The organism is Halomonas sp. HL-93, from assembly GCF_900086985.1.
In the GTDB taxonomy this organism is placed as follows: Bacteria; Pseudomonadota; Gammaproteobacteria; order Pseudomonadales; family Halomonadaceae; genus Vreelandella.
Genome location: NZ_LT593974.1, coordinates 2,830,409 through 2,853,671 on the forward strand (window position 1 = coordinate 2,830,409; position 23,263 = coordinate 2,853,671).

A 23,263-nucleotide genomic window follows, 5' to 3' on the forward strand; every position below is an offset into this window, starting at 1 on the left:
CATAGTTTTCGCCATATATGACGGTGTTAGTTAGTCAGAAGAACTGACTAAATCGCCTTTTGCAACCACTGCCATACGACCTCGGCGTCTTCACTCACCTGCCGACGGCTAGGCCTTACCAGCCAGAAACGCTCCTCGCTTGGAACGCTGATCGAAAACGGCGCCACGAGATCATCGCGCTGTTCAAGCAAGCGCCGATGCGTCAGGGCAACGCCCCCACTCTGACTAGCTAGCGCCAGCGTTATGACCTGGTTATCACAGGTCAACGCATGGCAATGCGACTCCAAATGCGCCACGCCTGCGGTTTGCAACCACCCCGGCCACCCAACTCCAAAGCCCACCGCATGTAACAGCGTGTGCCCAGCCAGATCGCTGGGGGAAGTCAGCGTTCTCGCGATATCGGGCGAACATACCGGCAATAGCTGCTCATTCCCAAGCGGCCACATCTCGACGCCGCTCCACTCACCTCGCCCGTAACGAATTTCGATATCCGCCCCCTCCGGGCCAAAATCATCGGGCCAAATAGCACTCACTAGGCGCAGCGATATGTGAGGGCACTGACGATGCAATTGAATCAACCTCGGCGCTAGCCACGACTGCTGAATCACGGGCGTTGAACGCAGCGTTACCGGCTGTTCACTGGTCACGCCGAAAACCTCCGATGTGCCCTCGCTGATGCGTGCAAAAGCATCGTGAATACTGGGTAACCACGCCTGACCGGCAGGGGTTAGCGTCAGACTGCGGGCATGCCTGACGAACAGCTTCTGCCCCACGCGATCCTCCAACAGACGGATACGCTGGCTGATCGCCGCCTGCGTCACCCCCAGCTCGTTACCCGCGGCGGTAAAGCTGAGTGTTCGCGCGGCGGATTCAAAGGCTTGTAACCATAATAGCGGTGGCAACTGGCTCATGAAAAAGCAACCTATAAGCTGAGTGAGGTCTTAGGGGTCAGATTAATCGTTTGTCACTGCCAATGCGACTGCCCATCCTAGCAAGACGTAATTGAGTCAATGCCGGGAGAAAATCATGAACAGTGCCGTTTTCGCTGAAGAGCAACGTCAGGCGCCCCAAATGGGTGAATTAGCCCCCTATCAGGACGGCCCATCGCTGACTGAGGCGGTGCCCACCGATGAGGGTGTTCATCTGACATGGCAGGACGGCCAGCACACCATCCTACCGCTGCTGTGGCTTCGTGATCATTGCGCCTGTCCTGCCTGCCGGCACACGCAAACCCGCGAACGTCTGTACCTGCCGCTTGATGATATCAGCGAAGCACCGGCGATCGAGCTCGCAGGGGGGCATCTCTACCTGACGTGGCAGGATGGCCACGTGAGCGCTTATCATGGCGGCTGGCTTTACCAGCGTCGCCCGGAAGCCGAGATCCCCACGGCCGTTCCATCGCCTGCCCCCTGGCGCGACCAGTTCACTCCCGAGCGCATCCGCCATGCCGACTTCTTGACGCCCGAGGGCGAAAAAGCCTGGCTGACCGCCATGCTGCGCGATGGCCTGGCGTTAATCACTGAGGGCCCGCTGGTTGAGGAAGAAGTCAGCCGTCTGGCGGAGCGTATCGGCCCGCAACGGGCGACCAACTTTGGTTCACGCTTCGATGTGCGCTCGAAGCCCAACCCCAACAATGCCGCCTACACGGCCGTCGGCCTGCCGCTGCACATCGATCTGCCTAACTGGCGCCAGCCACCCGATATTCAACTGCTCTACTGCCTGCAGAACGAAGCCAGCGGCGGCGAATCGCTGTTTGCCGATGGCGCCCGCGTGGTCAATGCCTTGCGCCAACAGGATCCAGAAGCCCTGAAAGTGCTAAGCGAAACCACCATCGATTTTCGCTTTCAGGATGACACCCACGATATTTCCGTGCGGGCACCCGTCATCAAACTCGACGATGACGGCCAGCTCGTTGAAATACGCCTTAACAACTGGATTCGCGACACGCTGCACCTTCCCGCGCCCAAAATGGCGGCCTGGTACCGCGCCTACCGCGTTTTGTGGCAGCTGTTTCACAGCGAAGCGCACCAGCTCGAATTTACCTTATTACCTGGCCAAATGGTGGCGTTCGATAACCGCCGAGTTCTGCACGGGCGTCGTGAGTTCGACCCCAACAGCGGCGCACGCCATTTACAGGGCACCTATCTAGACCGAGACATGCTTGCCTCTAAGCTGCGCGTCCTCGCGCGCAGTGCCTAGGGTTCGTCTGAAAAATTAACGAGCATGCATTGATAATAAACCCAGCAAGGAGATCCTATGACACACCTAAAACCTCTCGCCTCGAGCATCGCACTGGCCAGTGCTGCGCTGTTGGCTTCATCGGTCCATGCCGATGAGCAGACGCTCGACTTTGGGGTGCCCGCCTGGCCCGGCATTACCGTCAAATCTGAAATCGCCGAACAGTTGCTTAACCCATTGGGTTACGAGACGAGCACCCAGGAAATCGGCTTACAGGTGATTTATCAGGGGATCGAAAGTGGCGATATCGACGCCTTTCTAGGCGCCTGGCTGCCTGCCCAGCGGGACATGTTTAACCCGCGTAAAGAGTCAGGCGTATTGGTCGATGTCGCCAATAACGTTGATGGCGCCCAGATGACCCTGGCGGTTCCCGAGTACCTCTATGAGGATGGCCTGCAAAGCTTTGCCGACCTTGATGACTATCGTGATCAGTTGGATGGCAAAATTCACGGCTTTGGTGCTGGCTCAGCAGCCAGCGAAATCCTTAACGACGCCATTGATAACGACACCTGGAAGCTTGGCGACTGGCAACTGGTAGACACCAGCGAAGTCGCCATGCTGTCCGCCGCCCGCGATGCGATCTCCCGTGAAGAGCCTATTGTGTGGGTTGGCTGGACGCCGCACTGGATGAACCTTGAGCTGCCGATGCGCTATCTCGACGACGAGGAAAACCTGTTCGGCGAGAACAATGGCGAAAGCGAAGTGCTCACACTATTACGTGCGGACTACGCGGACGCCACACCAAACGCCGTCACGTTCTTTGAGCAGTTTACGTTCACCGCCGAAGAGCAAAGCTGGATGATTCAGCAGTTCGGCCTGGAAGAGCGCGAATTGGAAGACGTTGCCGAGCAGTGGATCAACGAAAATCCTGAACGCGTAGAGGCGATGCTTGCCGATGTAACCACCACCGACGGTGACCCTGCTTGGCCTGTTATTGAGGCCCAGATTAACGACTGAGGGTTTTCGCCATTAGCCATCAGCGGCTTGGCTCGCTGGTGGCTGCCCAATTAATCGAACGACTGTCCGTTGAGAGTGGCCAATACGCGACGCGTACCGCCCTGCTCGCGATGCTCGCCCAGCCAAATCCCTTGCCACGTTCCCAGCGCCAGACGGCCATTGCGCACTGCCAGCGACAGTTGTGTCCCCATTAGGGACGCAACCACATGCGCGGGCATGTCATCAGGCCCTTCCAAGGTGTGCCGAAAATAGTCCAACCCCTCCGGCACCAGCCGTCGCATAAAGGCATCTAAATCGTGGCGAACATCCGGGTCGCTATTTTCATTGAGAGTCAGCGAAGCCGAGGTATGCAGCAACTGCAAGTGTAAAAGCCCTATCTGACATTCCGCCAGCCAAGGCAACGCCTCGTCCACCTCGTGGGTGATAAGATGAAATCCTCGTGGCCGCTCGGATAAATGAATCTCCTCTTGGTGCCACATAACTCCCACCCTATAGTCAGGTATACGTCTATCTATGCATTGTTATGGGCAATAGACGAATTAGCAAACCTCAGCCACTCAAGGAGTAAGCGATGTTAAAACCATGGAAAGTGGTGCTAAGTAGTGTCGTGTTGGCGGGTTGTATGGGTATTCCTGAGGGCACCCAACCGGTTACAGGCTTTGAGCTTGATCGCTATTTAGGCCAGTGGTATGAAATCGCCAGGCTGGATCATTCCTTCGAAGAAGGACTTCAATGTGTCACGGCAAATTACAGCCTTCGCAAGGACGGCGGCGTCAAGGTGATTAATCGCGGCTACAACCCTGAGGAACAAGCCTGGGATGAAGCCGATGGGCGCGCTTATTTCATCGACGATGACGATGTAGGCCGACTAAAGGTCAGCTTCTTTGGCCCCTTCTACGGTGGCTACAATATTCTGGAGTTGGATGACGATTACCAATGGGCACTGGTATCAGGCCCCAACCGTGATTACCTGTGGATTCTGTCTCGCACCCCGGACATGGACGGCGAGTTAGAAAAACGCTTGCGCAAGCGGGCTGCCGAACTTAACTTTCCTACCGAGGAGCTGATTGATGTCGACCACGGTGACGCATGCCCGGAGCTCTAGCAGGCCCGTCAAACACCTCATGTCAGTGGCAACGGCGGCACCCTATCGGCCATTTCCTGCTGTAAGTAGTCGATAAAGGCACTGATGCGTAGCGGAAGATGGCGGCGGTGTTCGAAGACCGCGTAGAAATCCGCGCGTACCCCTTGCCAGCCGGGGAGCAGGGGGAGAAGCGCGCCGCTGGCAAGGTGCTCATTGACATCCCACCAGGAACGCAGCATCACACCATGGCCTTCAAGCGCCAGGCGGGTAATCACTTCACCATCGTTGCTCGCGAGGCGTCCACTGACCTTCACCGATTGCCCACTGCCAGGGGCGTTACAACGCTCAAACCGCCACAGCGGAAAGTCGCTGTCGTTTTCGCGGATGACCAGGCAGCGATGTTGGGTCAGGTCGGCAGGCGTGGTCAATGGTGGCATGCCCTTCACATACACTGGCGACGCACATAGCACCCGGCGATTGGCCAGAAGACGCCGTGCCACCAGGCGCGAGTCCGGCGGCTCGCCAATGCGAATTCCCACGTCAAAGCCATGGTCGCTCAAATTGAGCGGAAAGTTGGTCAGCTCCAGCCAGCTTTCTATCGCCGGGTGCTCAGCACAAAACGCTGACAACAAGGGCGCCACATGGCGCCGGCCAAAGCCAAAGGTGGCGTTGACTCGCAATCGTCCGCTCAGCGCCTGGCTTGCGGTCTCACCTAGGTCGTTCTCCAGTTCATTCAACTCATCAAGAATCAGCGCCCCACGGGAAAGATAGCGCTCGCCCTCGGCGGTCAGGGTCAACCGCCGCGTGGTTCGCGCCGCCAGCACGACGCCCAGCCGCGACTCCATGTGTTTCAACCGCTTGCTGACAGCAGAGAGTGACAGCCCCAGATCGCGGGCCGTGGCGGTCAGGCTGCCCGCCCGGGCAAGCTGCTGAAAGAACGCCAGGTCATCGAGTGGGGACATTAATTCTTCACTTTTAGGCAACAATAGCTTGAATAATAGCCTGATTATCTCCCAGCTAATAGAGGCTACACTCATCAAACAACGCGTCTAAATCCAACGAAAACACCGCTCAGATAAGGAGTCCCCATGGCCCATCGTATTGCCGTGATCGCCGGCGACGGCATTGGTACCGAAGTCATGCCCGAGGGTATTCGTGCCCTGGAAGCCACCGCCAAGCACTTTAATATTGATCTTGAATTCACCACTTTTGAGTTTGGCAGCTGCGACTATTATCTCGAGCACGGCAGCATGCTACCCGAGGACTGGTTCGATCAGCTAAAAGGCTTTGATGCGCTGTTTTACGGGGCGGTGGGCTGGCCTGACAAGGTACCAGACCATATTTCGCTGTGGGGCTCGCTGCTCCAGTTCCGCCGCCGCTTTGATCAGTACATCAACCTGCGGCCGTGTAAGTTAATGCCTGGTATCAAAAGCCCGCTGGCTGGCCGCGAACCCGGCGATATCGATTTTTACGTGGTGCGTGAGAATACCGAGGGCGAGTACTCAAGCGTTGGCGGCAAGATGTTTGAAGGCACCGACCGTGAAGTGGTCATTCAAGATACGGTGATGACGCGCACCGGCGTCGACCGCGTCCTCAAATACGCCTTTGATTTGGCCCAGACACGCCCGCGCAAAAAGCTTACCTCGGCCACCAAATCCAACGGTATTTCCATCACCATGCCTTACTGGGACGAGCGCGTGGTTGAAATGGCAAAAAGCTACCCGGAAATTGCCGTGGATAAATTTCATATCGACATCTTAACGGCCAATTTTGTGCTGCATCCGGACTGGTTCGATGTGGTGGTGGGCAGCAACCTGTTCGGCGATATTCTCTCCGACTTAGGCCCTGCCTGTACCGGCACCATCGGTATTGCGCCTTCGGCCAACATCAACCCGGAAGGTCACTTCCCCAGCCTGTTTGAGCCGGTTCACGGCAGCGCGCCGGATATTGCCGGCAAAGGCCTCGCCAACCCCATCGGTCAAATCTGGTCCGGCGCGATGATGCTCGAGCACCTGGGCTATAAAGAAGCCAGCGACGCCATGGTCACGGCCATAGAAGCGGTACTCAGCGCAGGCGATAGCCAAGTGCTCACCCGCGATGTTGGCGGGCAAGGCTCCACGACAAGTCTCGGTAAGGCCATTGCCAACGCTATTGGGTCGCGCTGACGGTATTGCACTAACCAATACACATAGGCATTCGCTTCGTATTTTGGCTGCCCGGTTGAAGCTAACCAGGCAGCCAATGTATGTTTTTTGACTTCTTATGTTCTACATTTTCCTGAGAGTGACTGAAACATCGGTTTCACGTCACTCATAACAACGCTCTCAAACAATAATCAGGATAATGCTATGAAACTTGGACGCCGTCAGTTTCTTTCGGCAACGGCTACTCTCGCCGCTGTCGGCACATCACCTCAGCTTTTTGCCTTACAGACCTCACAAAGCGCCACCCCTGACCGTTACCCGATTGATGCCTGGAAGGTCGAGGACAAACGCTTCAGTGACTACATGATTTTTAATAGCCCTTTGGAGCGTCATTGGAGCGAAGGGCTATGGACAGAAGGACCCGCTTGGAACGCTGTAGGGCGTTACGTCGTATTCAGCGATATACCTCGTGCCAAACAGATGCGCTGGGACGAAGCCACCGGCCAAGTCAGCGTTCTGAGAAATAATGTCGGCCACTCTAACGGCAATACCTTCGATCACCAGGGCAGGCTAATCTCATGCGAACACTACCCAGCACGTGTTTTACGCTACGAATGGGACGGCAGCACAACAGTGCTTGCCGAGCGCTATCAGGGAAAACCACTCAATGCGCCCAATGATGTGGTGGCTTTGCCTTCCGGTGGCGTGATCTTTACCGATCCAGGCTATGGCGCCCACTTCGACTATGAGGGCAAGAAACGTGACCTAGAGCTTGAGACAGCGATCTATTACGTCGATGATAATCTCGATGAACCCATCATGCTGACCGATGATATTCACAAGCCAAATGGCATTGTATTGACACCAGATGGCGAAGGATTCTACGCAAGTGATAGTGCCCCCACCCATTTCGATGAGCCAGCTCGAATCATTCGCTGGACCCTTGGCGAGGATGGTCGCAGCGCCAGTGATCGAAAAGTGATCGTTACTAGCGAAGATACGATTTTCGACGGTATGACCTGCGATATGGATGGCAATATTTGGTCAAGTGCCAACGGCGGCGAGGGCATCGACGGGGTGGTGGTCTTCTCATCCGAAGGTGACCTGCTGGGGCGGGTCTTGTTGCCGGAGGTCTGTTCTAACGTATGTTTCGTTGGCCAGGATCGTAACCGACTCTTCATGACTGCCAGCCAATCCGTCTACACCATCTATACGGCAGCTCGTGGTGCGTAGCCAATAGTTATAACGCTAGCGCAAACTGAAAAAGCCTCGCCGGACGACGCCGGCGAGGCTTTTTAATCACTGGTTAAAACAGATTAACTAGCCAGTTTGGCCGCAATGCCAGCGACATGCTTGCCCTGGAAGCGGGCGATTTTCAGCTCGCGTTCATCCGGCTGGCGAGAGCCGTCGCCACCGGCGAGCGTCGCAGCGCCGTAGGGCGTGCCGCCGCTTACCTTGGAAATATCGAACTGCTCTTCAAGCCCGTAACCAATCGGCACGATCACCATGCCGTGATGGGCCAGCGTGGTCCAGGTAGACGTGATGGTCATTTCATCGCCACCGCCGGTGCCGGTAGAGGTAAACACGCTCGCCACCTTACCTCGCAACGCGCCCTTGGCCCATAGGCCGCCGGTTTGGTCGAGGAAGGTACGCATTTGGCCCGCCATGTTGCCAAAGCGCGTGGGGGTACCGAAGATAATTGCGTCGTAGTCGGCAAGCTCCTGAGGCGAGGCTTCAGGAGTGGTGAAATCCTGCTTGCCACCGGCATTTTTGAAAGCCTCTTCCGGCATGGTTTCGGGCACACGCTTGACGGTGACTTCTACGCCGTCAACACGCTTTGCGCCCTCGGCAACAGCGGCGGCCAGCGTATCGATATGGCCATACATGGAATAGTAAAGTACCAGTACTTTCGTCATTGCTCACTCCTTTGCGCCTTGATCAGCACGTTGACATGAATAGCCATACCATAGCGCAGTGGCGAGTAGAGAAAAGCGAATGTTTTCGACCGCGAGGATCGATTTCATCGACGCTCAAGTAGTTGCGCTTTGGCGAGACGCTGACTAGCTTTTATTGCACCCCCGCATCCATGGAGCCAGGAATGACAATTTTTGAAGCCCTACGCAAAGACCACGATATTCAGCGCGACTTACTAGCACGCCTGGTGGAAACCCACGGCGATAGCGACGAAAGAGAACAGCTCTATCAGCAAGTACGTGCAGAATTGAAATACCATGCCAACGCCGAAGAACGTGCGCTTTATATTCCTATGATGGAGATTGACCTAACCCAGGAAAAAGCCCGCCACAGCGTGGCGGAACACCACGAAATTGACGAAATGCTTGAGCTTCTGGACGACACCGATTTCAGCGCGACCAGCTGGCTTACCCACGCAAAAAAACTCCAGCACCTAGTGACTCATCACCTGGACGAAGAAGAACAAGAGGTGTTTCAGCTTGCTGGACGAGGCCTTAAGGACCAGCAGAAAACATCGCTGGCAGATGAATACAACGACGAGATGCAGCGCCACCGCTCAGCCTAATCGTTGCCACAATAAAGGGCGCCCGGCACACACAATGCGCAAGTCCCGGGCGTTTTTTGTTGGTACTTTTTCAACATGCCACCGCGCTTTTTCACTCGAACGACGCCGAGGGTTGCCGGTTAAGCCGAAGATGGTAAAGGTGGGGCACGCTTATCACCTTGTTGTATTCCCAATGACACGACGCACCGTTACCTCGCGATTTTTTCTCGTTGACGCCGTTATTCGTCACGAGGAGCCAGCATGCTAAACGAGTGGCTGGACTGGACACTTGATGACCAGTGCGATACCCCACGGCAGGGTACCTTTGCCAGCGGTCACTTTGAGGTTAGCGCCCCCGGCGTTTTACGCCTGACGCCACATCGCCAACGCCCTGATGCCCACGCCTGCATTTTCTCAGCGGCCATTCATGGCAACGAAACCGCCCCTGTCGAGCTGATCGGCGCTTGGCTCAGCGCTCTAGAAGCCGGAACGCGGTCATTGGGCGCGCCCGTACTGGTGATTCTCGGCAATATCCCCGCCCTTAAGGCCCAGCAGCGCTTTATGCATACCAACCTCAACCGGCTTTTTCAGCGTGAGCTGAAAGGCAACGGCGATGAGCCCACGCGCGCGCGCCAACTTATGGCCGAGGTGGATGATTTTTTCTCACTGCATGCCGAGCTACCCAAGCTACACTATGACCTGCACACAGCTATCCGGGGAAGTCTCTACCCACGGTTTGTGGTGGCGCCCTATGCGGATACCGCCACCCAACCGGCCCAGTGGCGGTGGATCGCCGCTGCTGGTATGCAAGCCGTGTTACACCAGCATCAGCACAGCTGGACGTTTTCTCACTACAGTAAGCACTACCACGGTGCGCAATCGTTTACCTTTGAGCTAGGTCGTGTCGCGCCTTTTGGGCAAAACGATATGGCTTCACTCACGCCGATGCTTGCATTGCTGGGTAGCCTCAGCGAAGGGGTTATGCCGGCGGAGCAGGCCATTGACTCGTTACCCTATTTCCGCGTGCAGCATGAGTTAATTCGCCACGGCGACCAATTCACGCTGTGCTTTGCCGATGACACGCCCAATTTCACCCGATTTGAAGCCGGAACGTGCTTAGCAAACGACAGCCAGAACGGGGAGTATCGGGTGGGTGACACCCCATTACACGTGGTGTTTCCCAACGCCCACGTTGAAATAGGCGCGCGCGCCGCGCTACTGGTGACTCCCTGCGCGGCGCCACCTACTCATGAATAAGATTTGACAACAATAATGCTGTGGCGATGATAATTCGTTTGGCGTTGACTACGACTAACGTCGCGCTATCAAAAACACCGGGAAAGCGCGCATACGCCGTTTAGCCTGATAGAATCGCCCCTTTTTCGCGCCAGCCGCCATCAACACTCATTGTTGCTGCGGCAACCTAGTATTGGAGCCAATCACATGGCCGCTACGCCTATTCCTCTTGAAGTGCGCAATATAAAAAAGCGCTTCGGCGATACGGAAGTTCTGAAAGGTCTTTCTCTCCAGGCCCATAAAGGAGATGTCATTACCCTCATTGGGGCGTCTGGTTCAGGCAAAAGCACCTTCTTGCGCTGCATGAATCTGCTTGAGCAACCTGACGAGGGCGAACTTTACGTGCACGGAGAAGAAATCCGCTTCAAGAACACCCCGCGGGGACGCGAACCCGCCGACTGGAAACAAGTGGTGCAAATGCGCGCCAAACTTTCGATGGTGTTTCAAAGTTTTAATTTATGGGCGCACATGACGCTGCTCGAAAACATTATTGAAGCGCCGATCCATGTGCTGGGGCAGTCCAAAAAGGAAGCCACCGAACACGCCCACGCGCTGCTCGACAAGGTCGGCTTGACGGCCCGCGCCGATGCCTACCCAGCGCAAATGTCAGGCGGTCAGCAGCAACGCGGCGCAATTGCCCGGGCGTTGGCGATGGATCCGGAGGTCATGCTGTTCGACGAACCCACCTCGGCGCTTGACCCCGAACTGGTGGGCGATGTACTAAAAGTCATGCGTGATCTCGCCGAAGAGGGGCGCACCATGGTCGTGGTCACCCACGAGATGAGTTTTGCCAGGGACGTATCCAGCCAGGTGATCTATCTCCACCAAGGAATGGTGGAAGAAGCTGGCCGCCCCGAAGAAATGATCGGCAATCCCCAATCTCCGCGCCTGCAGCAGTTCCTGGCGCCTAAATACTAATCGCGAGGCTCACGATGCTTGATCTTCATGGTTACGGCCCGCGCTTGCTTGAAGGCGCAGGCGTAACGATTCAGCTAGCGCTGTTATCGTTATTGCTCGCCGTGGTGCTAGGGCTCATCACCGCCAGCGCGAAGATGTCGCGCAACTGGCTTGCCCACCGTATCGCGACGCTTTACACCACCGTTATCCGTGGCGTTCCAGACCTGGTGCTGATGATGCTGCTGTTCTTCGGCGGGCAAATCGGCGTCAACATGATAACCGACTGGCTCTACTATCAGTTTGAAATCGATATTTTCATCAATATCAACGAGTTTGTCGCGGGCGTGGTCACCATCGGGCTAATCTTCGGCGCCTACATGGGCGAAACCTTCCGCGGCGCCTTTATGGCGGTGGATCACGGCCAGATTGAGGCAGGTAAAGCCTACGGTATGAGTAACTCGTTGGTGTTTCGCCGCATCCGTTTCCCCCAGATGATGCGTCACGCCCTGCCGGGGCTTTCGAACAACTGGATGGTACTGCTTAAAACCACCGCGCTGGTCTCGGTGATCGGACTTTCCGACATGGTGCGCGTGGCGTCCGAAGCCTCCAAGGCCACCCGCGAACCGTTCACCTTCATGATTGTGGTGGCGCTGATTTATTTATTAATCGCCAGTGTGTCGGAGTGGGTATTCGCGCGCCTGCAAAAGCGCTATAGCATTGGGTATGGGGAGGCAGACTAATGGAACCCCTATTAACCTGGCTGGAAAATCAGCTCGCCGATAACAGCATTTTTACCCTGCAGACGCTTTCGCACTATGGCGCTGGCTTGACGACCACCGTGCAGTTGGTTTTCCTCTCGCTGATTATCGGACTGATCGCCGCGGTGCCGCTCGCCATTGGTCGCGGCTCACGGCATGCCTGGATCAAATGGCCTATTTTCGCTTACACCTACGTCTTTCGCGGTACGCCGCTACTCATCCAGCTCTACTTGATTTACTACGGTGTGGTGTTTGTTGAGGGCATTCAGGAGTCATGGCTATGGGTCATTCTGGAAGACCCCTTTGTACCAGCATTGATCGCCTTCACCCTGAACACTGCGGCCTACACGACTGAAATTTTCCGAGGGGCCATCAAGTCCACCTCGAAAGGCGAGATCGAAGCGGCACGGGCCTACGGCATGTCCCCCAGCCTTACCATGCGTCGGATCATTATCCCCAGTGCTTTCCGGCGCGCCCTGCCCGCTTATGGCAACGAAGTGATTTTCATGCTCCACGCCAGCGCGATCGCAAGCGTGGTCACCATCATGGATTTAACCGGCGCGGCACGCTTTGTCTATGCCCGTTACTACGCACCTTTCGATGCCTTTTTATTCGTCGCGGCCATTTATCTGTGCCTAACCTTTGCCATTCTGTATTTCTTCCGCCATCTGGAGAAAAAACTGCTGGCCCACCTACAACCCCAAACCGGCTAGCGTGAAACAAACGTTAGTTTATGCGTCGACAAAACATTGTTGTCGGCGCTAAGCTGGCAAAAGTTATGTTCCTCACCACTTGGTGAATTACATCCATCAGGAGAACCCATAATGAAAAAAGTCCTAACACTTTCGCTACTTGGCTTGGCGATTGCCGCAACCAGTGCCCAGGCACAGGAATATGACGAAGTCCGCATTGGCGTGGACGTTCCCTACGAGCCTATGGAATACCGCACCTCTGACGGCGAACTTACTGGCTTCGATATTGATCTGGGCAACGCTATGTGCGAAGAAATCGGCGTTAGCTGCGAATGGATTGTTCAAGGTTGGGACGGCATCATTCCGGGCCTCCTGTCACGTAAATACGATGCCATCATGTCATCCATGACCATCAACGACGACCGTCGTGAGCAGGTACTGTTCTCTGACCCCTACATCACGCCTCCGTCCGCCTGGTTTGCGCCTGAAGGTACCGAGCTGGAAGAAATCAGCGAAGAAACGCTTACCGACATGACCATCGGCGTTCAGCGCGGCACCCTGCAGGACAACTACGTCACCGACATGTACGGCGATGTGGCCGACATCAATCGCTACGCGACCGCCGATGACATGGTCCTGGACATGGAATCCGAGCGCCTGGACATCCTGTTCCTCGACTTCCCGGTAGGCAAGTCCACCCTGCTGGATAGCGAAGAAGGCGATTACGTGGTTGTTGGCGATATGCTGACCGAGCCGAAAGAATACTTCGGCGATGGTTTTGGCATCGCCTTCCGCCAGCGAGATGAAGCGCTCGCCGAGCAATTCAACGAAGCCCTTGAAACCCTTCGTGAAGACGGCACCTACGACGAAATCTACGCGCGTTACTTCGAAACAGAGTAAGCAACTGCTCCTCCCCAGCCCGCTGGGGAGGAGCCCCTCCTTTTTCTCTCCCCCTAAACTTGAACCGTTTTGTTATGCTTTGTTGCGTCGATGACGCATACGGAGTGGCGTGCGTCACTTTCAAGTGCATAAAAGACCGGTGAACCTGAACGATATCCACGAGTCTTTGAGCATAACGTTAACCTATGCAGGCATTCACACGGAGGTTCTATGGCGGCATCGGCAACAAAACCCTCGTCACACTGGACGGGCTGGGCTCAATGGCTCGCCCTGTTCACCATGACGGTGGACCATGTGACGCGCTTTGTAATACCCGATGGCTGGGAGCTAGATTGGGTGGGATCATCCGTTGGCCGCATTGCTTTCCCACTGTTTGCCGCCATGGTCGCTTGGCACGGCCTGTTCAATACGCGTAATCCGATGCGTTACGCTCGGCGTATGCTGATTATCGGGATAATCGCGCAACTGCCTTATATGCTGATGCCACGTGCATCTGATGCGTTCATACTCAACATCTGCTTTACCTTGGCCACCGGCCTCGCGCTAGGCTCGCTTGTGCGGTTGGGTTGGCAGCATTATCAGCAGGAAAGCATCCACTTTGGCTGGCTGCTTGCTGGCGCGGCGGCAGGTGTCACCCTGTGGTATCTGCTCGGCTTTTGGGTTGAGTATCACCACTACGGGTTGCTCTTGATTCCGTTGCTGATGTTTGCCATGCAGGCGCTGAGCGATGCCGACGGTGATTTTTCTGCGCGGCTATGGGCTGGTTTGGCGGCGTTCCCGGCCTTATGGATGGCAGGCCAAATGAATGCTTCCGATATGGCCAAGTCGTTTACGGTGGGCACCTGTATTGTGGTACTGGTGATAGCAGCAGGTGCCGCAAAGCGCATCCCCGCCATTCAGTGGGTCATGCCCAGGCGCTTATGGCTGGCCTGGTATCCTGGTCATTTCGCTTTGATCGCGCTATGGCTATTGCTCAGCGGTCAGATTGGCTAGTCGAATCATCAGCGGGCGCTCGAGGCTGGGCCAGTTGTTTCGCTTCATCCAGCATCCACGGCTGATAGCGTCGACGCTGTGCGCGACCTCCCATTTTAGCCTGATACATGGCCAAGTCGGCTTCTTTCAATAACTCGTCATGATGACAGCCGCCAGCTTGAAAACAGGTGAAACCAATACTTGGCGTCACGTCTACCCAGTGGTTTTCTAGTCTATAGGCGTCGGAAAGCGCATGCTGAATACCCTGCATATAAACTTCAGCCCAGTCGTCCAGCGCCTTGGCCGTGGCGGTATTGGTCAACGCCAATAGCACAAACTCATCACCGCTAAGCCTGGCCGCCATATCGCCTTCGTGTAGACAGCCCTCCAAGCGACGCGCCACTTGTATCAGCAAATCGTCACCGGCAGCGTGACCCAACGTATCATTGATCAGTTTAAAACGGTCCAGATCCATAAACAGCAGCAGTCCGCTGGCGTGCTGATCTCCGGCGCAAAGCGTTTCCAGACGCTCGATAAACATCCGCCGATTGGGCAGGTCGGTCAATGCATCATAGTAGGCCTGGTGATAAATAGTTGCTTCGCGGGCAGCCATACTGACGCGTAGCGAAATATTGTCGTGTATCACCAGTCCCATGCGCCGACTGGTGATAATCAGCAGTCCTAAAAACACCATCATGACGATGCCGATCATGGTGTGGGTAGGGATGTCAGATGTCACAAACATCCATTGAAGGGGCAGGCCAATCGGCAATATAAAAAAAATCACTATCCACCAAATGGCAGACAGCATGGTAACGCAGCCCGCCGCAACGCCCGACAAGACAATCGCCAGTGCCGCGACATATTCAGGATGCTCTGGAGCAAACATAAGCACACCGGCAGTCCCCCAGACGCACCCCGCCACAAAAACGGTCAGCGCAAACGAAAATAGCCATTTCGGTTGCGCCTGTGAGGTTTCGTCGGACTGCAGAAACAAGGAAGCCAGCCGCAAGCGAATCAGAGAGATGGCGATAATGGCGACTAGCCAGCTGATTAAAACGGAGGGAGCAACGACCTCCCACATAATGCTGACTAACAAAACCGCCCCTAGAATACCGGCGTAAACGGGCTGCCATAAATTACTATAGAGGATGCGCACCTTTTCGCTGGTCAGGCTCTGGGCTTTATTAGGATCTTCACGCGCAAACCGGCGACGCAGACCCGATAGAATCGCCGCACTAAAAAACTGTGGCATTCAAAAATGTCCCTTACGTTGTCGGCTCAGCTCGTCGATTCGTCGGCAGGCGCCCGGGGCTGTGCGAGCTGTTGCGCTTCATCCAGCATCCACGGCTGATAGCGTCGACGCTGCGCGCGACCCTCCATTTTGGCTTGATACATAGCCAGATCGGCTTCTTTGAGTAACTCGCCATAGTCACAACCGCTGGCTTGAAAACAGGTGTAGCCCATGCTCGGAGTCACCTCTACCGAGTGAGCTTCTAACCGGTAAGGTGATGCAAGTGTGTGCTGGACCGCCTGCATATAGTCCTCAGCCCATTCGTCCATCGCCCTAGGCGTCGTGGTACTGGTTAACGCCAATAGCACGAACTCATCGCCGCTCAGCCGTGCGACCATATCGCCTTGATGTAAACATCCTTCCAAGCGGCGCGCCACTTGCACCAGCAAATCGTCACCGGCGGCATGGCCCAGCGTATCGTTGATCAGTTTAAAGCGATCCAAATCCATAAACAGCAACAGCCCACTTGCCTGTTGGTCATCCGCGCAAAGCATCTCCAGGCGCTCAATAAACATACGCCGATTGGGCAAGTCGGTGAGCGCATCGTAGTAGGCTTGACGGTAAATAATCGCTTCGTGTCGCTTGCGCTCGGTGAAGTCCTCAATCATCGCCACCCCACCCACCATTTCCTGACTAGCGCTATGCACTCCGTTAAAAAAAGCGCGCAGCGGCGTGCCTTCAGAAGCTCTGGGGAGGTAATACGTACCCTCGTAATAACCCGTGCCTTGCCCTAAGGCATTTTTCACGGCCTTAGCGACGGCTTTATCGGCACTGCGTGCCAGCATGCAATAACCAATTAACTGCGCGCGCTCCACGCCCAGAATATCCAGCAGCTTGTTGTTGCAGTCGGTGATCGTGCCCTGCTCGTCAAAATGCAGCACGCCTAGAGGCGATTGGTGAAAAATCGACCGGTAGCGGTCCTCGCTTTCCTGCAGCTGCGCTTCCCGCGCCGCCATGCTGACCCGCAGTGAGATATTGTCGTGAATGATCCGGCTCAGCCGGCGGCTCGTGGCTACCACCAGCCCCAGAAACAGCACTAGCATCGAGCCAATCAGTACCGAGAGCGACGACCCCAGCAGAAAAAACTGCAGCATCAGCGGCAGCATAATCGGAAGCACAAAGCCCATTGCCACCCACCAGACGGCGGAAAGCGTTGTCACGCCGCCAGCAGAGATGCCGGCCACTACAATGGAAAGCGCCGCCACCTGACCAGGATGGTCGCCGGTAAACAGTGCAAAGCTACCAATGCCCCATACACATCCCGCCGCGATAGCTCCTGCGCTAAATCGATAAAGCCAGCGTTGACGCTGCTGCTGCAAGGCCGGTAAGCGATGAAAATGATAGGCCAGACCCAGGCGTAGTGCGGAAACCAACAGCAGAGCTGCCAGCCAACTCAGCAACTTCCAGTGCGCCACAACCGGCCAAAGCGCGGCGACCAAAAGAATCGCTGCGAGTACGCTGGCAAGCACGGGTGACCATAAACTGTCGTACAGCAGACGCACTTTTTCGCTGCGTAGGCTTTTCACCGTGGCATTATGTTCACTCTGGAAACGACTGCGCAGACCCGAGGCGATCGCCGTGCTAAATGGCTGTGGCATACACTCAATGTCCCTTTATGTTGCCAAGTCGGCTTGCAAGCCGATCTTATTGATTAATCAGTCTGCTCCTTTTTAGCCGATTTTCTCATGCTTGGCGACTGAAGTTCGTCATTGGCTCGTTGGCGCACAAAAAAGCCGCCTCAATCGGCGGCGATTAGACTTAAAGAGTTGACTCAAAGCTCCACGACACGGGAGGCGCCTCGGGCAATAGCGTTTGGCAGGCACGCACTTTTTCAAGCAGCTCGGCGTGGGTATTCGCCACCACATTCACATGGGCCAGTTTGCGCCCGGCCCGCTCGGCTTTGTCGTAGCGGTGCAGGTGGGTATTGGCAAGCGCCAGCAAAGAAGCGTTATCGCCTTCTCGGCCAATCACGTTGACCATGCAGGTAGGCGCAATCGCCTGGGGGCTGCCCAGGGGGAGTCCCTGAATCGCGCGGAGGTGGTTTTCAAACTGGCTGGTCACCGCGCCATCCATGGTCCAGTGGCCCGAGTTATGGACCCGGGGGGCCATTTCATTGGCCAGCAGGCTACCGTCGCGGGTTTGAAACAGCTCCAGCGCCAGTACGCCCACATAGTCCAGTTCATCCAACAGCGCGCGAATATAGCGGTCAGCGGTGTGTTGAACGCTGGCGTCCAGGTCCGGTAGTGGCGCGACCGAATAGCGCAAGATGCCATCGACGTGCTGGTTTTCCGCCATGGGGTAGAACACCACCTCGCCATCGCGGCCGCGCACGGCAATCATCGACACTTCGCGCACGAAGTCGACAAAGGCTTCGACGATCAATTGTCGATGGCCGATATCTCGCCACGCGTCACCCGCCTGTTCAGGCTGCTTAAGTACCGCCTGGCCTTTACCGTCGTAGCCTTCCGTGACGGATTTGGCCACCACCGGGCAGCCAAGCTCGCGGGCGGCTGCCTCAAGCTGCTCGGCACTTTCGACGACGCGGTAAGCGGGTGTGGGAATGCCCAAACGGTCAAACAGTGCCTTCTCTTCCACGCGGTTTTGGCATACTTCAATGGCGCGGCTGCTGGGATACACCGGCTTGTGCTGCTCAATTTCACGCACAAGCTGAACCGGCAGGTGTTCAAATTCGTAGGTCACCACGTCGACCTTTTCAAGAAACGCCGCCAGGTGCTGGTTGTCAGGGTCGACGATCACCTCGCCGATGCCCGCGCTGGGGTTGCCCGTGGTATCCAGAAACGTGAAGCGATTGCCCAGCGGGTAGCCCGCCAGCGCTAACATACGGCCTAGCTGGCCTGCGCCCAATACGCCGATATTACTTGGAATGGTAGACGTCATCGCAGGCCTCCTTATTCGGCTTCCGGCTCGGGGCGCGGGTCCGGGTTATCGAGCACTTTTTGAGTCTGTTCGGCGCGGAAGGCCTCTACCGCATTGCGTACCTCGGTGTCTTGCAGGCCAACAATTTGCGCGGCCAACAAGCCTGCGTTAGTGGCTCCTGCTTTGCCAATCGCCAACGTGCCGACTGCAATGCCGCCGGGCATCTGTGCAATTGAGAGCAGCGAATCCAGCCCTTTCAACGCCTTGGACTCCACCGGCACACCTAGCACCGGCAGGGGTGTCTGTGAAGCCACCATGCCCGGCAGATGCGCAGCGCCACCGGCACCGGCCACAATCACCTGAAGGCCACGCACGGCGGCGTTTTTGGCGTAGTCGAACAGCAGGTCCGGCGTACGGTGGGCGGAGACCACACGGGTTTCATAGGGGACGCCTAGCCGCTCGAGCATTGCCACCGAGTGCTCCATGACCGGCCAATCCGATTTTGACCCCATGATCACGCCCACTTTGGGTGCGCTGTTCGACGACATGCCATCTCTCCTCGGCCCGTGGCCTTATCAAAACGCTCAATATGCCGTGCCTCATGGTAGAGGACAGGCGAAAAATTAAGGGGTTAGTTTACCAGAGCCAAGGCGTTTACGGGGTGTCTTACATGCCATGAAATTTTCATCAAAAAAGGCATTGAAATACGACCCGGTTGGCGGCATTGTGTCTTTGTCATTTCAGACTGATGGAGCCTCATGAGTACGGCACGCTCAACTGCCCACGCGGATCTGCTCGATCCTCCGCGAAGCAGCCCTGACCTCGATGTCAGGGAACTCGAAAAACGTACGCGCTTAATGCGTATTATCACGCGTCTGATTGCGGTATCAGATATGGGAAGCCGTGAAATCGCCCGCAGAGCGGGGTTACCCGTTCAGAAGGTCAGCGACCTGCTCGCTGGAAAGCTTGAGCACCTTAACGTGGATGAACTTCACGTTTTGCGTCGCACGTTGGAAGTGGAGGTGCCATAGCGGTTTTTTATCCTCGCCACCTCAGGATTATCGTTCTCCGCTAATGCCGGCCGCTTATACAGCGGCCGTTTTCATATCCGATTTAGGCAACGACCTCAGGTCGCAATCAGCACGCCGCCCAGCGCCACCACGATGACCACCATCCAAGCGGGCAGCTTCCATACGGTTAGCAGCAGAAAACCCGTGAGTGCCAACGCGAACTCCTCAGCGCCAATGATCGCACTCGTCCACACCGGATCGTAAAGCGCCGCGCCTAAAATGCCGACCACTGCCGCATTGGCACCGCGCATCAGCGCCTGTGCCCACTGCCACTGGCGGAAGTGGTTCCAGAACGGCAGTACGCCCACCAACAGCAAGAAACCCGGCAGGAAAATCGCCAGCAGCGCAAGCGTCGCTGTCAGCAAGCTACCACCTGACGGTATCAGCGCGCCCAAATAGGCCGAAAAGGTAAACAGCGGCCCCGGAATCGCCTGAGCGGCACCATAACCGGTCAAGAATTCGTCGGCTGACACCCAGCCTGACTGCACCACCTCGGCTTCCAGCAGCGGCAGCACCACGTGCCCACCGCCAAACACCAGGGCACCTGAGCGGTAAAAAGCATCGGTAATATCCAGCCAGGCCGCCATACCGGCCAGTAGCGGCAGCAATACCAGCAGCCCGCCAAACAGCACAAGCGCGATGATGCCGACCTGGCGCGAGACCGGAAAATGCAGCGCCTCGCTCTCCGCGGTCGCCGCCATGCCACGGCAAAGCACTAACCCGGCGATGCCACCCAATACAATCGCGCCCACCTGGCCCAGCGGCCCGCTAATGGCCACGACGGCAAAGACGGCAGCCAGCGCAATACCCGCACGGGTACTATCCGGGCAGAGATTACGCGCCATGCCCCACAAGGCATGAGCGACAATTGCCACCGCCACGACCTTCAAACCGTGGATGATGCCACTGGCAATCGGCCCCTCCAGCACTGCGGCGCCAAACGCGAACAGCACCAACACAATGGCCGACGGCAGGGTGAACGCCAGCCACGCCATGGCCGCGCCCCAGGGGCCGGCGCGCATCAAGCCAAGCGCAAAGCCCACCTGGCTGCTGGCAGGCCCCGGCAGAAACTGGCACAGCGCGACGAGGTCGGCGTAGGCGGTTTCGCTCAGCCACTTCCGGCGGGCGACAAACTCGGTGCGAAAATAGCCCAGGTGTGCCACCGGCCCGCCAAAGGAGGTCAGCCCCAGCAGCAAAAACGCCCTAAAAACTTCACTCACTCGCGACGTTTGTGTCATTTCACATCCTTATCGCGCACATAAAAACGCCAGGTTAACCCTGGCGTTTTACATACACATGACAACACTACTCTTCGTTATCGGTCACTGCCCCGGTGCTGGCAGAGCTGACCAGTCGCGCGTATTTGGCCAATACGCCGCGACGATAACGTGGCGTCGGCTGCCGCCAGGCCGCACGGCGGCGAATCAACTCGTCATCGGACACATCGACATCGATGGTATCAGCCACCGCGTCGATGGTGATGGTGTCACCGTTTTCCACCAGCGCCAGCGGGCCACCCTCGAAGGCCTCGGGCGATACATGACCCACCACAAAGCCGTGGCTACCGCCGGAGAAACGGCCATCGGTAATTAACGCCACGTCGCTGCCCAGCCCACGGCCCATGATGGCCGAGGTGGGCGTGAGCATTTCGCGCATGCCCGGGCCCCCTTTGGGACCTTCGTAGCGAATCACCACCACGTCGCCGGCCACTACCGTGCCGTCGTTGATGCGCGCCTGGGCTTCTTCTTCAGAGCCAAACACCCGCGCCGAGCCACTGAACCGCGTGCCTTCCTTGCCGGTAATCTTGGCCACCGCACCTTCCGGCGCCAGGTTGCCATGGAGAATACGCAGATGGCTTTCGGCTTTAAGTGGGTTACCCAGCGGCGCGATAATCTGCTGATCGATTGGGTAGGGCTCTACATCGGCCAGGTTTTCCGCCAGCGTCTTGCCCGTGACGGTCAGGCAGTCGCCGTGCAGCAGGCCTGCATCCAGCAGGATTTTCATCAGCGGCTGAATACCGCCAATCGCCACCAGCTCGCTCATCATGTAATGGCCGCTGGGGCGCAAATCGGCTACCACCGGCACACGCTTGCCAATCTCGGTGAAATCGTTGATCGACAGCTCAACCCCGATAGTGCGCGCCATGGCCACCAGGTGAAGCACGGCATTGGTGGAGCCACCCAGCGCAATCACCACAGTCACGGCGTTTTCAAACGCCTCGCGGGTCATGATATCGGAGGGTTTGATGTCGTTGGCCAGCAGCGCCAATACCGCCTCACCCGCCGCCTCGCAGTCATCACGCTTATCGCGGGAAATGGCGTTTTGCGCCGAGCTACCTGGCAGGCTCATGCCCAGGGCCTCAATCGCCGAGGCCATGGTATTGGCGGTGTACATGCCACCGCAGGAACCGGGGCCGGGAATCGCGGTTTCTTCAATGTTCTTGAGTTCGATCAGGTCGATATCGCCGCGGGAATGCGCGCCCATGGCCTCGAACACTGAAACGATATCGGTATGGCCCTCGCCAGGCATGATGGTACCGCCGTAAACAAACACGCTGGGGCGATTGAGCCGCGCCAGGCCCATCACGCAGCCGGGCATGTTCTTGTCGCAGCCACCAATCGCCACCAGACCATCAAAGCCTTCGCAGCCCGCTACGGTTTCGATGGAGTCGGCGATCACCTCCCGTGACACCAGCGAGTACTTCATGCCCTCGGTGCCGTTGGCGATGCCATCGGAAATGGTGATGGTGTTAAAAATCACGCCCTTGCCACCGGCGGCGTCGGCGCCGTCGCGGGCATGCTCAGCCAGCTCGCCAATGTGGCTGTTGCAGGGCGTCACCATGCTCCAGGTTGACGCAACGCCGACCTGGGGCTTTTTGAAATCGTCGTCGTTAAAACCCACGGCGCGCAGCATCGCGCGGCTGGCGGCTTTGCCTGGGCCGTCGACCACGGCAGAAGAATGACGGCGGGAATTGTTAGAAGACTCAGTCATGGGGAAATATCTCTCAGCATTGTTCACGGTATCGGCATAGCTTGGCGATATATCGCGCATCCCGCAAGATGTTCATTTAAAGCGCCTTAACAGTATGCTGTTTATTGCTTTTTCTTATCATCAGGTGTAAACCAAAGTTGACACTTTCAGCACTGCCAACTAGGGCTATCAGCCAGCCCCGCGACATCGAATAGGCCAAAGCCATTGCCGCGCAATGGAAGGAGTAATTCTATGACCGTTTCTAACGTCACTTTCAGCCACTACGATACTGCCGATTACCTTCAAACTGAGGAAGATATTGCGGCTTATCTTGACGCAGTAATGGAAGAAAATGATCCAGCACTTCTCGCAGCCGCACTCGGTGACATCGCCCGTGCGCGCAACATGAGTCAACTTGCCAAAGACGTGGGCATGAGCCGCGAAGGACTCTACAAAGCCCTGTCTGGGGAAGGTAATCCGGCATTTTCAACCATCAGCAAGGTCGCCAACTCCCTAGGGTTGCGCCTATCCATCGAACCGCTTTCACGGCCGAAAGCACATAGCTAACGCGCTTATCGCGCATCCAGCAAGACGTA

At 56.7% G+C, this 23,263-nt stretch carries 24 protein-coding genes; 14 read left to right on the forward strand and 10 right to left on the reverse strand.

The window, feature by feature from the left end:
* Positions 1-47 precede the first annotated feature (47 nt).
* Complete coding sequence (locus tag GA0071314_RS13105) at positions 48-911, reverse strand: LysR substrate-binding domain-containing protein (protein ID WP_074397059.1); 864 nt, start codon at positions 909-911, stop codon at positions 48-50.
* A 115-nt stretch (positions 912-1,026) separates the two neighbouring features.
* On the opposite strand from GA0071314_RS13105, the gene GA0071314_RS13110 reads away from it, so the two are divergent.
* Both GA0071314_RS13110 and GA0071314_RS13115 read left to right on the forward strand, forming a co-directional pair.
* Positions 1,027-2,199: a TauD/TfdA family dioxygenase gene (locus tag GA0071314_RS13110; RefSeq protein WP_074397060.1), complete on the forward strand. Its 1,173-nt coding sequence runs from the start codon at positions 1,027-1,029 to the stop codon at positions 2,197-2,199.
* Between the two features lie 57 nt (positions 2,200-2,256).
* On the forward strand, positions 2,257-3,195 hold the full coding sequence (locus GA0071314_RS13115) for an ABC transporter substrate-binding protein (RefSeq protein WP_074397061.1): 939 nt from the start codon (positions 2,257-2,259) through the stop codon (positions 3,193-3,195).
* Between the two features lie 50 nt (positions 3,196-3,245).
* Here GA0071314_RS13115 and GA0071314_RS13120 read toward each other — a convergent pair whose 3' ends face one another.
* Positions 3,246-3,674: a secondary thiamine-phosphate synthase enzyme YjbQ gene (locus tag GA0071314_RS13120; RefSeq protein ID WP_074397062.1), complete on the reverse strand. Its 429-nt coding sequence runs from the start codon at positions 3,672-3,674 to the stop codon at positions 3,246-3,248.
* A 92-nt stretch (positions 3,675-3,766) separates the two neighbouring features.
* On the opposite strand from GA0071314_RS13120, the gene GA0071314_RS13125 reads away from it, so the two are divergent.
* Positions 3,767-4,300, forward strand: coding sequence for a lipocalin family protein (locus tag GA0071314_RS13125; protein WP_074397063.1), 534 nt, complete (start codon positions 3,767-3,769; stop codon positions 4,298-4,300).
* Between the two features lie 17 nt (positions 4,301-4,317).
* Here GA0071314_RS13125 and GA0071314_RS13130 read toward each other — a convergent pair whose 3' ends face one another.
* Entirely contained in the window at positions 4,318-5,241 is a 924-nt protein-coding gene (locus GA0071314_RS13130) for a LysR family transcriptional regulator (RefSeq protein ID WP_074397064.1), read from the reverse strand.
* Positions 5,242-5,367: 126 nt separating this feature from the next.
* On the opposite strand from GA0071314_RS13130, the gene GA0071314_RS13135 reads away from it, so the two are divergent.
* Complete coding sequence (locus tag GA0071314_RS13135; protein ID WP_074397065.1) at positions 5,368-6,444, forward strand: tartrate dehydrogenase; 1,077 nt, start codon at positions 5,368-5,370, stop codon at positions 6,442-6,444.
* Between the two features lie 183 nt (positions 6,445-6,627).
* Complete coding sequence (locus tag GA0071314_RS13140) at positions 6,628-7,656, forward strand: SMP-30/gluconolactonase/LRE family protein (protein WP_074397066.1); 1,029 nt, start codon at positions 6,628-6,630, stop codon at positions 7,654-7,656.
* An 83-nt stretch (positions 7,657-7,739) separates the two neighbouring features.
* Here GA0071314_RS13140 and wrbA read toward each other — a convergent pair whose 3' ends face one another.
* Positions 7,740-8,339, reverse strand: coding sequence for an NAD(P)H:quinone oxidoreductase (gene wrbA / locus GA0071314_RS13145; protein ID WP_074397067.1), 600 nt, complete (start codon positions 8,337-8,339; stop codon positions 7,740-7,742).
* Between the two features lie 182 nt (positions 8,340-8,521).
* On the opposite strand from wrbA, the gene GA0071314_RS13150 reads away from it, so the two are divergent.
* The 7 genes from GA0071314_RS13150 to GA0071314_RS13180 all read left to right on the forward strand — a co-directional run bounded on the left by GA0071314_RS13150 (position 8,522) and on the right by GA0071314_RS13180 (position 14,477).
* Positions 8,522-8,962, forward strand: a complete 441-nt coding sequence (locus GA0071314_RS13150; RefSeq protein WP_074397068.1) for a hemerythrin domain-containing protein — start codon at positions 8,522-8,524, stop codon at positions 8,960-8,962.
* 240 nt (positions 8,963-9,202) lie between these two features.
* Positions 9,203-10,198 (forward strand): succinylglutamate desuccinylase, encoded by a 996-nt coding sequence (locus tag GA0071314_RS13155; RefSeq protein ID WP_074397069.1) that lies wholly within the window; start codon positions 9,203-9,205, stop codon positions 10,196-10,198.
* A gap of 186 nt (positions 10,199-10,384) precedes the next feature.
* Entirely contained in the window at positions 10,385-11,155 is a 771-nt protein-coding gene (locus GA0071314_RS13160; RefSeq protein ID WP_074397070.1) for an ABC transporter ATP-binding protein, read from the forward strand.
* 14 nt (positions 11,156-11,169) lie between these two features.
* Positions 11,170-11,874, forward strand: a complete 705-nt coding sequence (locus GA0071314_RS13165; RefSeq protein WP_074397071.1) for an ABC transporter permease — start codon at positions 11,170-11,172, stop codon at positions 11,872-11,874.
* Entirely contained in the window at positions 11,874-12,605 is a 732-nt protein-coding gene (locus tag GA0071314_RS13170; RefSeq protein WP_074397072.1) for an ABC transporter permease, read from the forward strand. Before GA0071314_RS13165 ends, GA0071314_RS13170 begins: the two co-directional genes overlap by 1 nt.
* Before the next feature lie 111 nt (positions 12,606-12,716).
* Positions 12,717-13,484 carry a transporter substrate-binding domain-containing protein gene (locus GA0071314_RS13175; protein WP_074397073.1) on the forward strand — a complete coding sequence of 256 codons (768 nt, stop codon included), beginning with the start codon at positions 12,717-12,719 and terminating at the stop codon, positions 13,482-13,484.
* 210 nt (positions 13,485-13,694) lie between these two features.
* Positions 13,695-14,477: a TraX family protein gene (locus GA0071314_RS13180; RefSeq protein ID WP_074397074.1), complete on the forward strand. Its 783-nt coding sequence runs from the start codon at positions 13,695-13,697 to the stop codon at positions 14,475-14,477.
* On the opposite strand, the gene GA0071314_RS13185 is transcribed toward GA0071314_RS13180, so the two are convergent.
* The 4 genes from GA0071314_RS13185 to purE form a co-directional block, all read right to left on the reverse strand.
* The gene (locus GA0071314_RS13185; RefSeq protein WP_074397075.1) at positions 14,458-15,711 is read right to left on the reverse strand and encodes a GGDEF domain-containing protein; all 1,254 of its coding nucleotides are present in this window, start codon (positions 15,709-15,711) and stop codon (positions 14,458-14,460) included. The genes GA0071314_RS13180 and GA0071314_RS13185 overlap by 20 nt on opposite strands.
* Before the next feature lie 26 nt (positions 15,712-15,737).
* Entirely contained in the window at positions 15,738-17,348 is a 1,611-nt protein-coding gene (locus GA0071314_RS13190; protein WP_074397076.1) for a sensor domain-containing diguanylate cyclase, read from the reverse strand.
* 160 nt (positions 17,349-17,508) lie between these two features.
* Positions 17,509-18,648, reverse strand: a complete 1,140-nt coding sequence (locus GA0071314_RS13195) for a 5-(carboxyamino)imidazole ribonucleotide synthase (RefSeq protein WP_074397077.1) — start codon at positions 18,646-18,648, stop codon at positions 17,509-17,511.
* A gap of 11 nt (positions 18,649-18,659) precedes the next feature.
* Complete coding sequence (gene purE, locus GA0071314_RS13200) at positions 18,660-19,175, reverse strand: 5-(carboxyamino)imidazole ribonucleotide mutase (protein WP_074397078.1); 516 nt, start codon at positions 19,173-19,175, stop codon at positions 18,660-18,662.
* Positions 19,176-19,385: 210 nt separating this feature from the next.
* On the opposite strand from purE, the gene GA0071314_RS13205 reads away from it, so the two are divergent.
* Positions 19,386-19,658, forward strand: coding sequence for an XRE family transcriptional regulator (locus GA0071314_RS13205; protein ID WP_074397079.1), 273 nt, complete (start codon positions 19,386-19,388; stop codon positions 19,656-19,658).
* Between the two features lie 95 nt (positions 19,659-19,753).
* Here GA0071314_RS13205 and chrA read toward each other — a convergent pair whose 3' ends face one another.
* Both chrA and ilvD read right to left on the reverse strand, forming a co-directional pair.
* Positions 19,754-20,935, reverse strand: coding sequence for a chromate efflux transporter (gene chrA / locus GA0071314_RS13210; RefSeq protein WP_074397080.1), 1,182 nt, complete (start codon positions 20,933-20,935; stop codon positions 19,754-19,756).
* A gap of 67 nt (positions 20,936-21,002) precedes the next feature.
* Entirely contained in the window at positions 21,003-22,688 is a 1,686-nt protein-coding gene (ilvD, locus tag GA0071314_RS13215; protein WP_074398531.1) for a dihydroxy-acid dehydratase, read from the reverse strand.
* A gap of 231 nt (positions 22,689-22,919) precedes the next feature.
* Between ilvD and GA0071314_RS13220 the strand changes: the two genes are divergently transcribed.
* Entirely contained in the window at positions 22,920-23,234 is a 315-nt protein-coding gene (locus GA0071314_RS13220; RefSeq protein ID WP_074397081.1) for an addiction module antidote protein, read from the forward strand.
* Positions 23,235-23,263 lie beyond the last annotated feature (29 nt).

Coding starts and splice junctions, on each gene's coding strand:
- GA0071314_RS13105 (WP_074397059.1), bottom strand. CDS start 911: ATGAGCCAGTTGCCACCGCTATTATGGTTACAAGCCTTTGAATCCGCC.
- GA0071314_RS13110 (WP_074397060.1), top strand. CDS start 1,027: ATGAACAGTGCCGTTTTCGCTGAAGAGCAACGTCAGGCGCCCCAAATG.
- GA0071314_RS13115 (WP_074397061.1), top strand. CDS start 2,257: ATGACACACCTAAAACCTCTCGCCTCGAGCATCGCACTGGCCAGTGCT.
- GA0071314_RS13120 (WP_074397062.1), bottom strand. CDS start 3,674: ATGTGGCACCAAGAGGAGATTCATTTATCCGAGCGGCCACGAGGATTT.
- GA0071314_RS13125 (WP_074397063.1), top strand. CDS start 3,767: ATGTTAAAACCATGGAAAGTGGTGCTAAGTAGTGTCGTGTTGGCGGGT.
- GA0071314_RS13130 (WP_074397064.1), bottom strand. CDS start 5,241: ATGTCCCCACTCGATGACCTGGCGTTCTTTCAGCAGCTTGCCCGGGCG.
- GA0071314_RS13135 (WP_074397065.1), top strand. CDS start 5,368: ATGGCCCATCGTATTGCCGTGATCGCCGGCGACGGCATTGGTACCGAA.
- GA0071314_RS13140 (WP_074397066.1), top strand. CDS start 6,628: ATGAAACTTGGACGCCGTCAGTTTCTTTCGGCAACGGCTACTCTCGCC.
- wrbA (WP_074397067.1), bottom strand. CDS start 8,339: ATGACGAAAGTACTGGTACTTTACTATTCCATGTATGGCCATATCGAT.
- GA0071314_RS13150 (WP_074397068.1), top strand. CDS start 8,522: ATGACAATTTTTGAAGCCCTACGCAAAGACCACGATATTCAGCGCGAC.
- GA0071314_RS13155 (WP_074397069.1), top strand. CDS start 9,203: ATGCTAAACGAGTGGCTGGACTGGACACTTGATGACCAGTGCGATACC.
- GA0071314_RS13160 (WP_074397070.1), top strand. CDS start 10,385: ATGGCCGCTACGCCTATTCCTCTTGAAGTGCGCAATATAAAAAAGCGC.
- GA0071314_RS13165 (WP_074397071.1), top strand. CDS start 11,170: ATGCTTGATCTTCATGGTTACGGCCCGCGCTTGCTTGAAGGCGCAGGC.
- GA0071314_RS13170 (WP_074397072.1), top strand. CDS start 11,874: ATGGAACCCCTATTAACCTGGCTGGAAAATCAGCTCGCCGATAACAGC.
- GA0071314_RS13175 (WP_074397073.1), top strand. CDS start 12,717: ATGAAAAAAGTCCTAACACTTTCGCTACTTGGCTTGGCGATTGCCGCA.
- GA0071314_RS13180 (WP_074397074.1), top strand. CDS start 13,695: ATGGCGGCATCGGCAACAAAACCCTCGTCACACTGGACGGGCTGGGCT.
- GA0071314_RS13185 (WP_074397075.1), bottom strand. CDS start 15,711: ATGCCACAGTTTTTTAGTGCGGCGATTCTATCGGGTCTGCGTCGCCGG.
- GA0071314_RS13190 (WP_074397076.1), bottom strand. CDS start 17,348: ATGCCACAGCCATTTAGCACGGCGATCGCCTCGGGTCTGCGCAGTCGT.
- GA0071314_RS13195 (WP_074397077.1), bottom strand. CDS start 18,648: ATGACGTCTACCATTCCAAGTAATATCGGCGTATTGGGCGCAGGCCAG.
- purE (WP_074397078.1), bottom strand. CDS start 19,175: ATGTCGTCGAACAGCGCACCCAAAGTGGGCGTGATCATGGGGTCAAAA.
- GA0071314_RS13205 (WP_074397079.1), top strand. CDS start 19,386: ATGAGTACGGCACGCTCAACTGCCCACGCGGATCTGCTCGATCCTCCG.
- chrA (WP_074397080.1), bottom strand. CDS start 20,935: ATGACACAAACGTCGCGAGTGAGTGAAGTTTTTAGGGCGTTTTTGCTG.
- ilvD (WP_074398531.1), bottom strand. CDS start 22,688: ATGACTGAGTCTTCTAACAATTCCCGCCGTCATTCTTCTGCCGTGGTC.
- GA0071314_RS13220 (WP_074397081.1), top strand. CDS start 22,920: ATGACCGTTTCTAACGTCACTTTCAGCCACTACGATACTGCCGATTAC.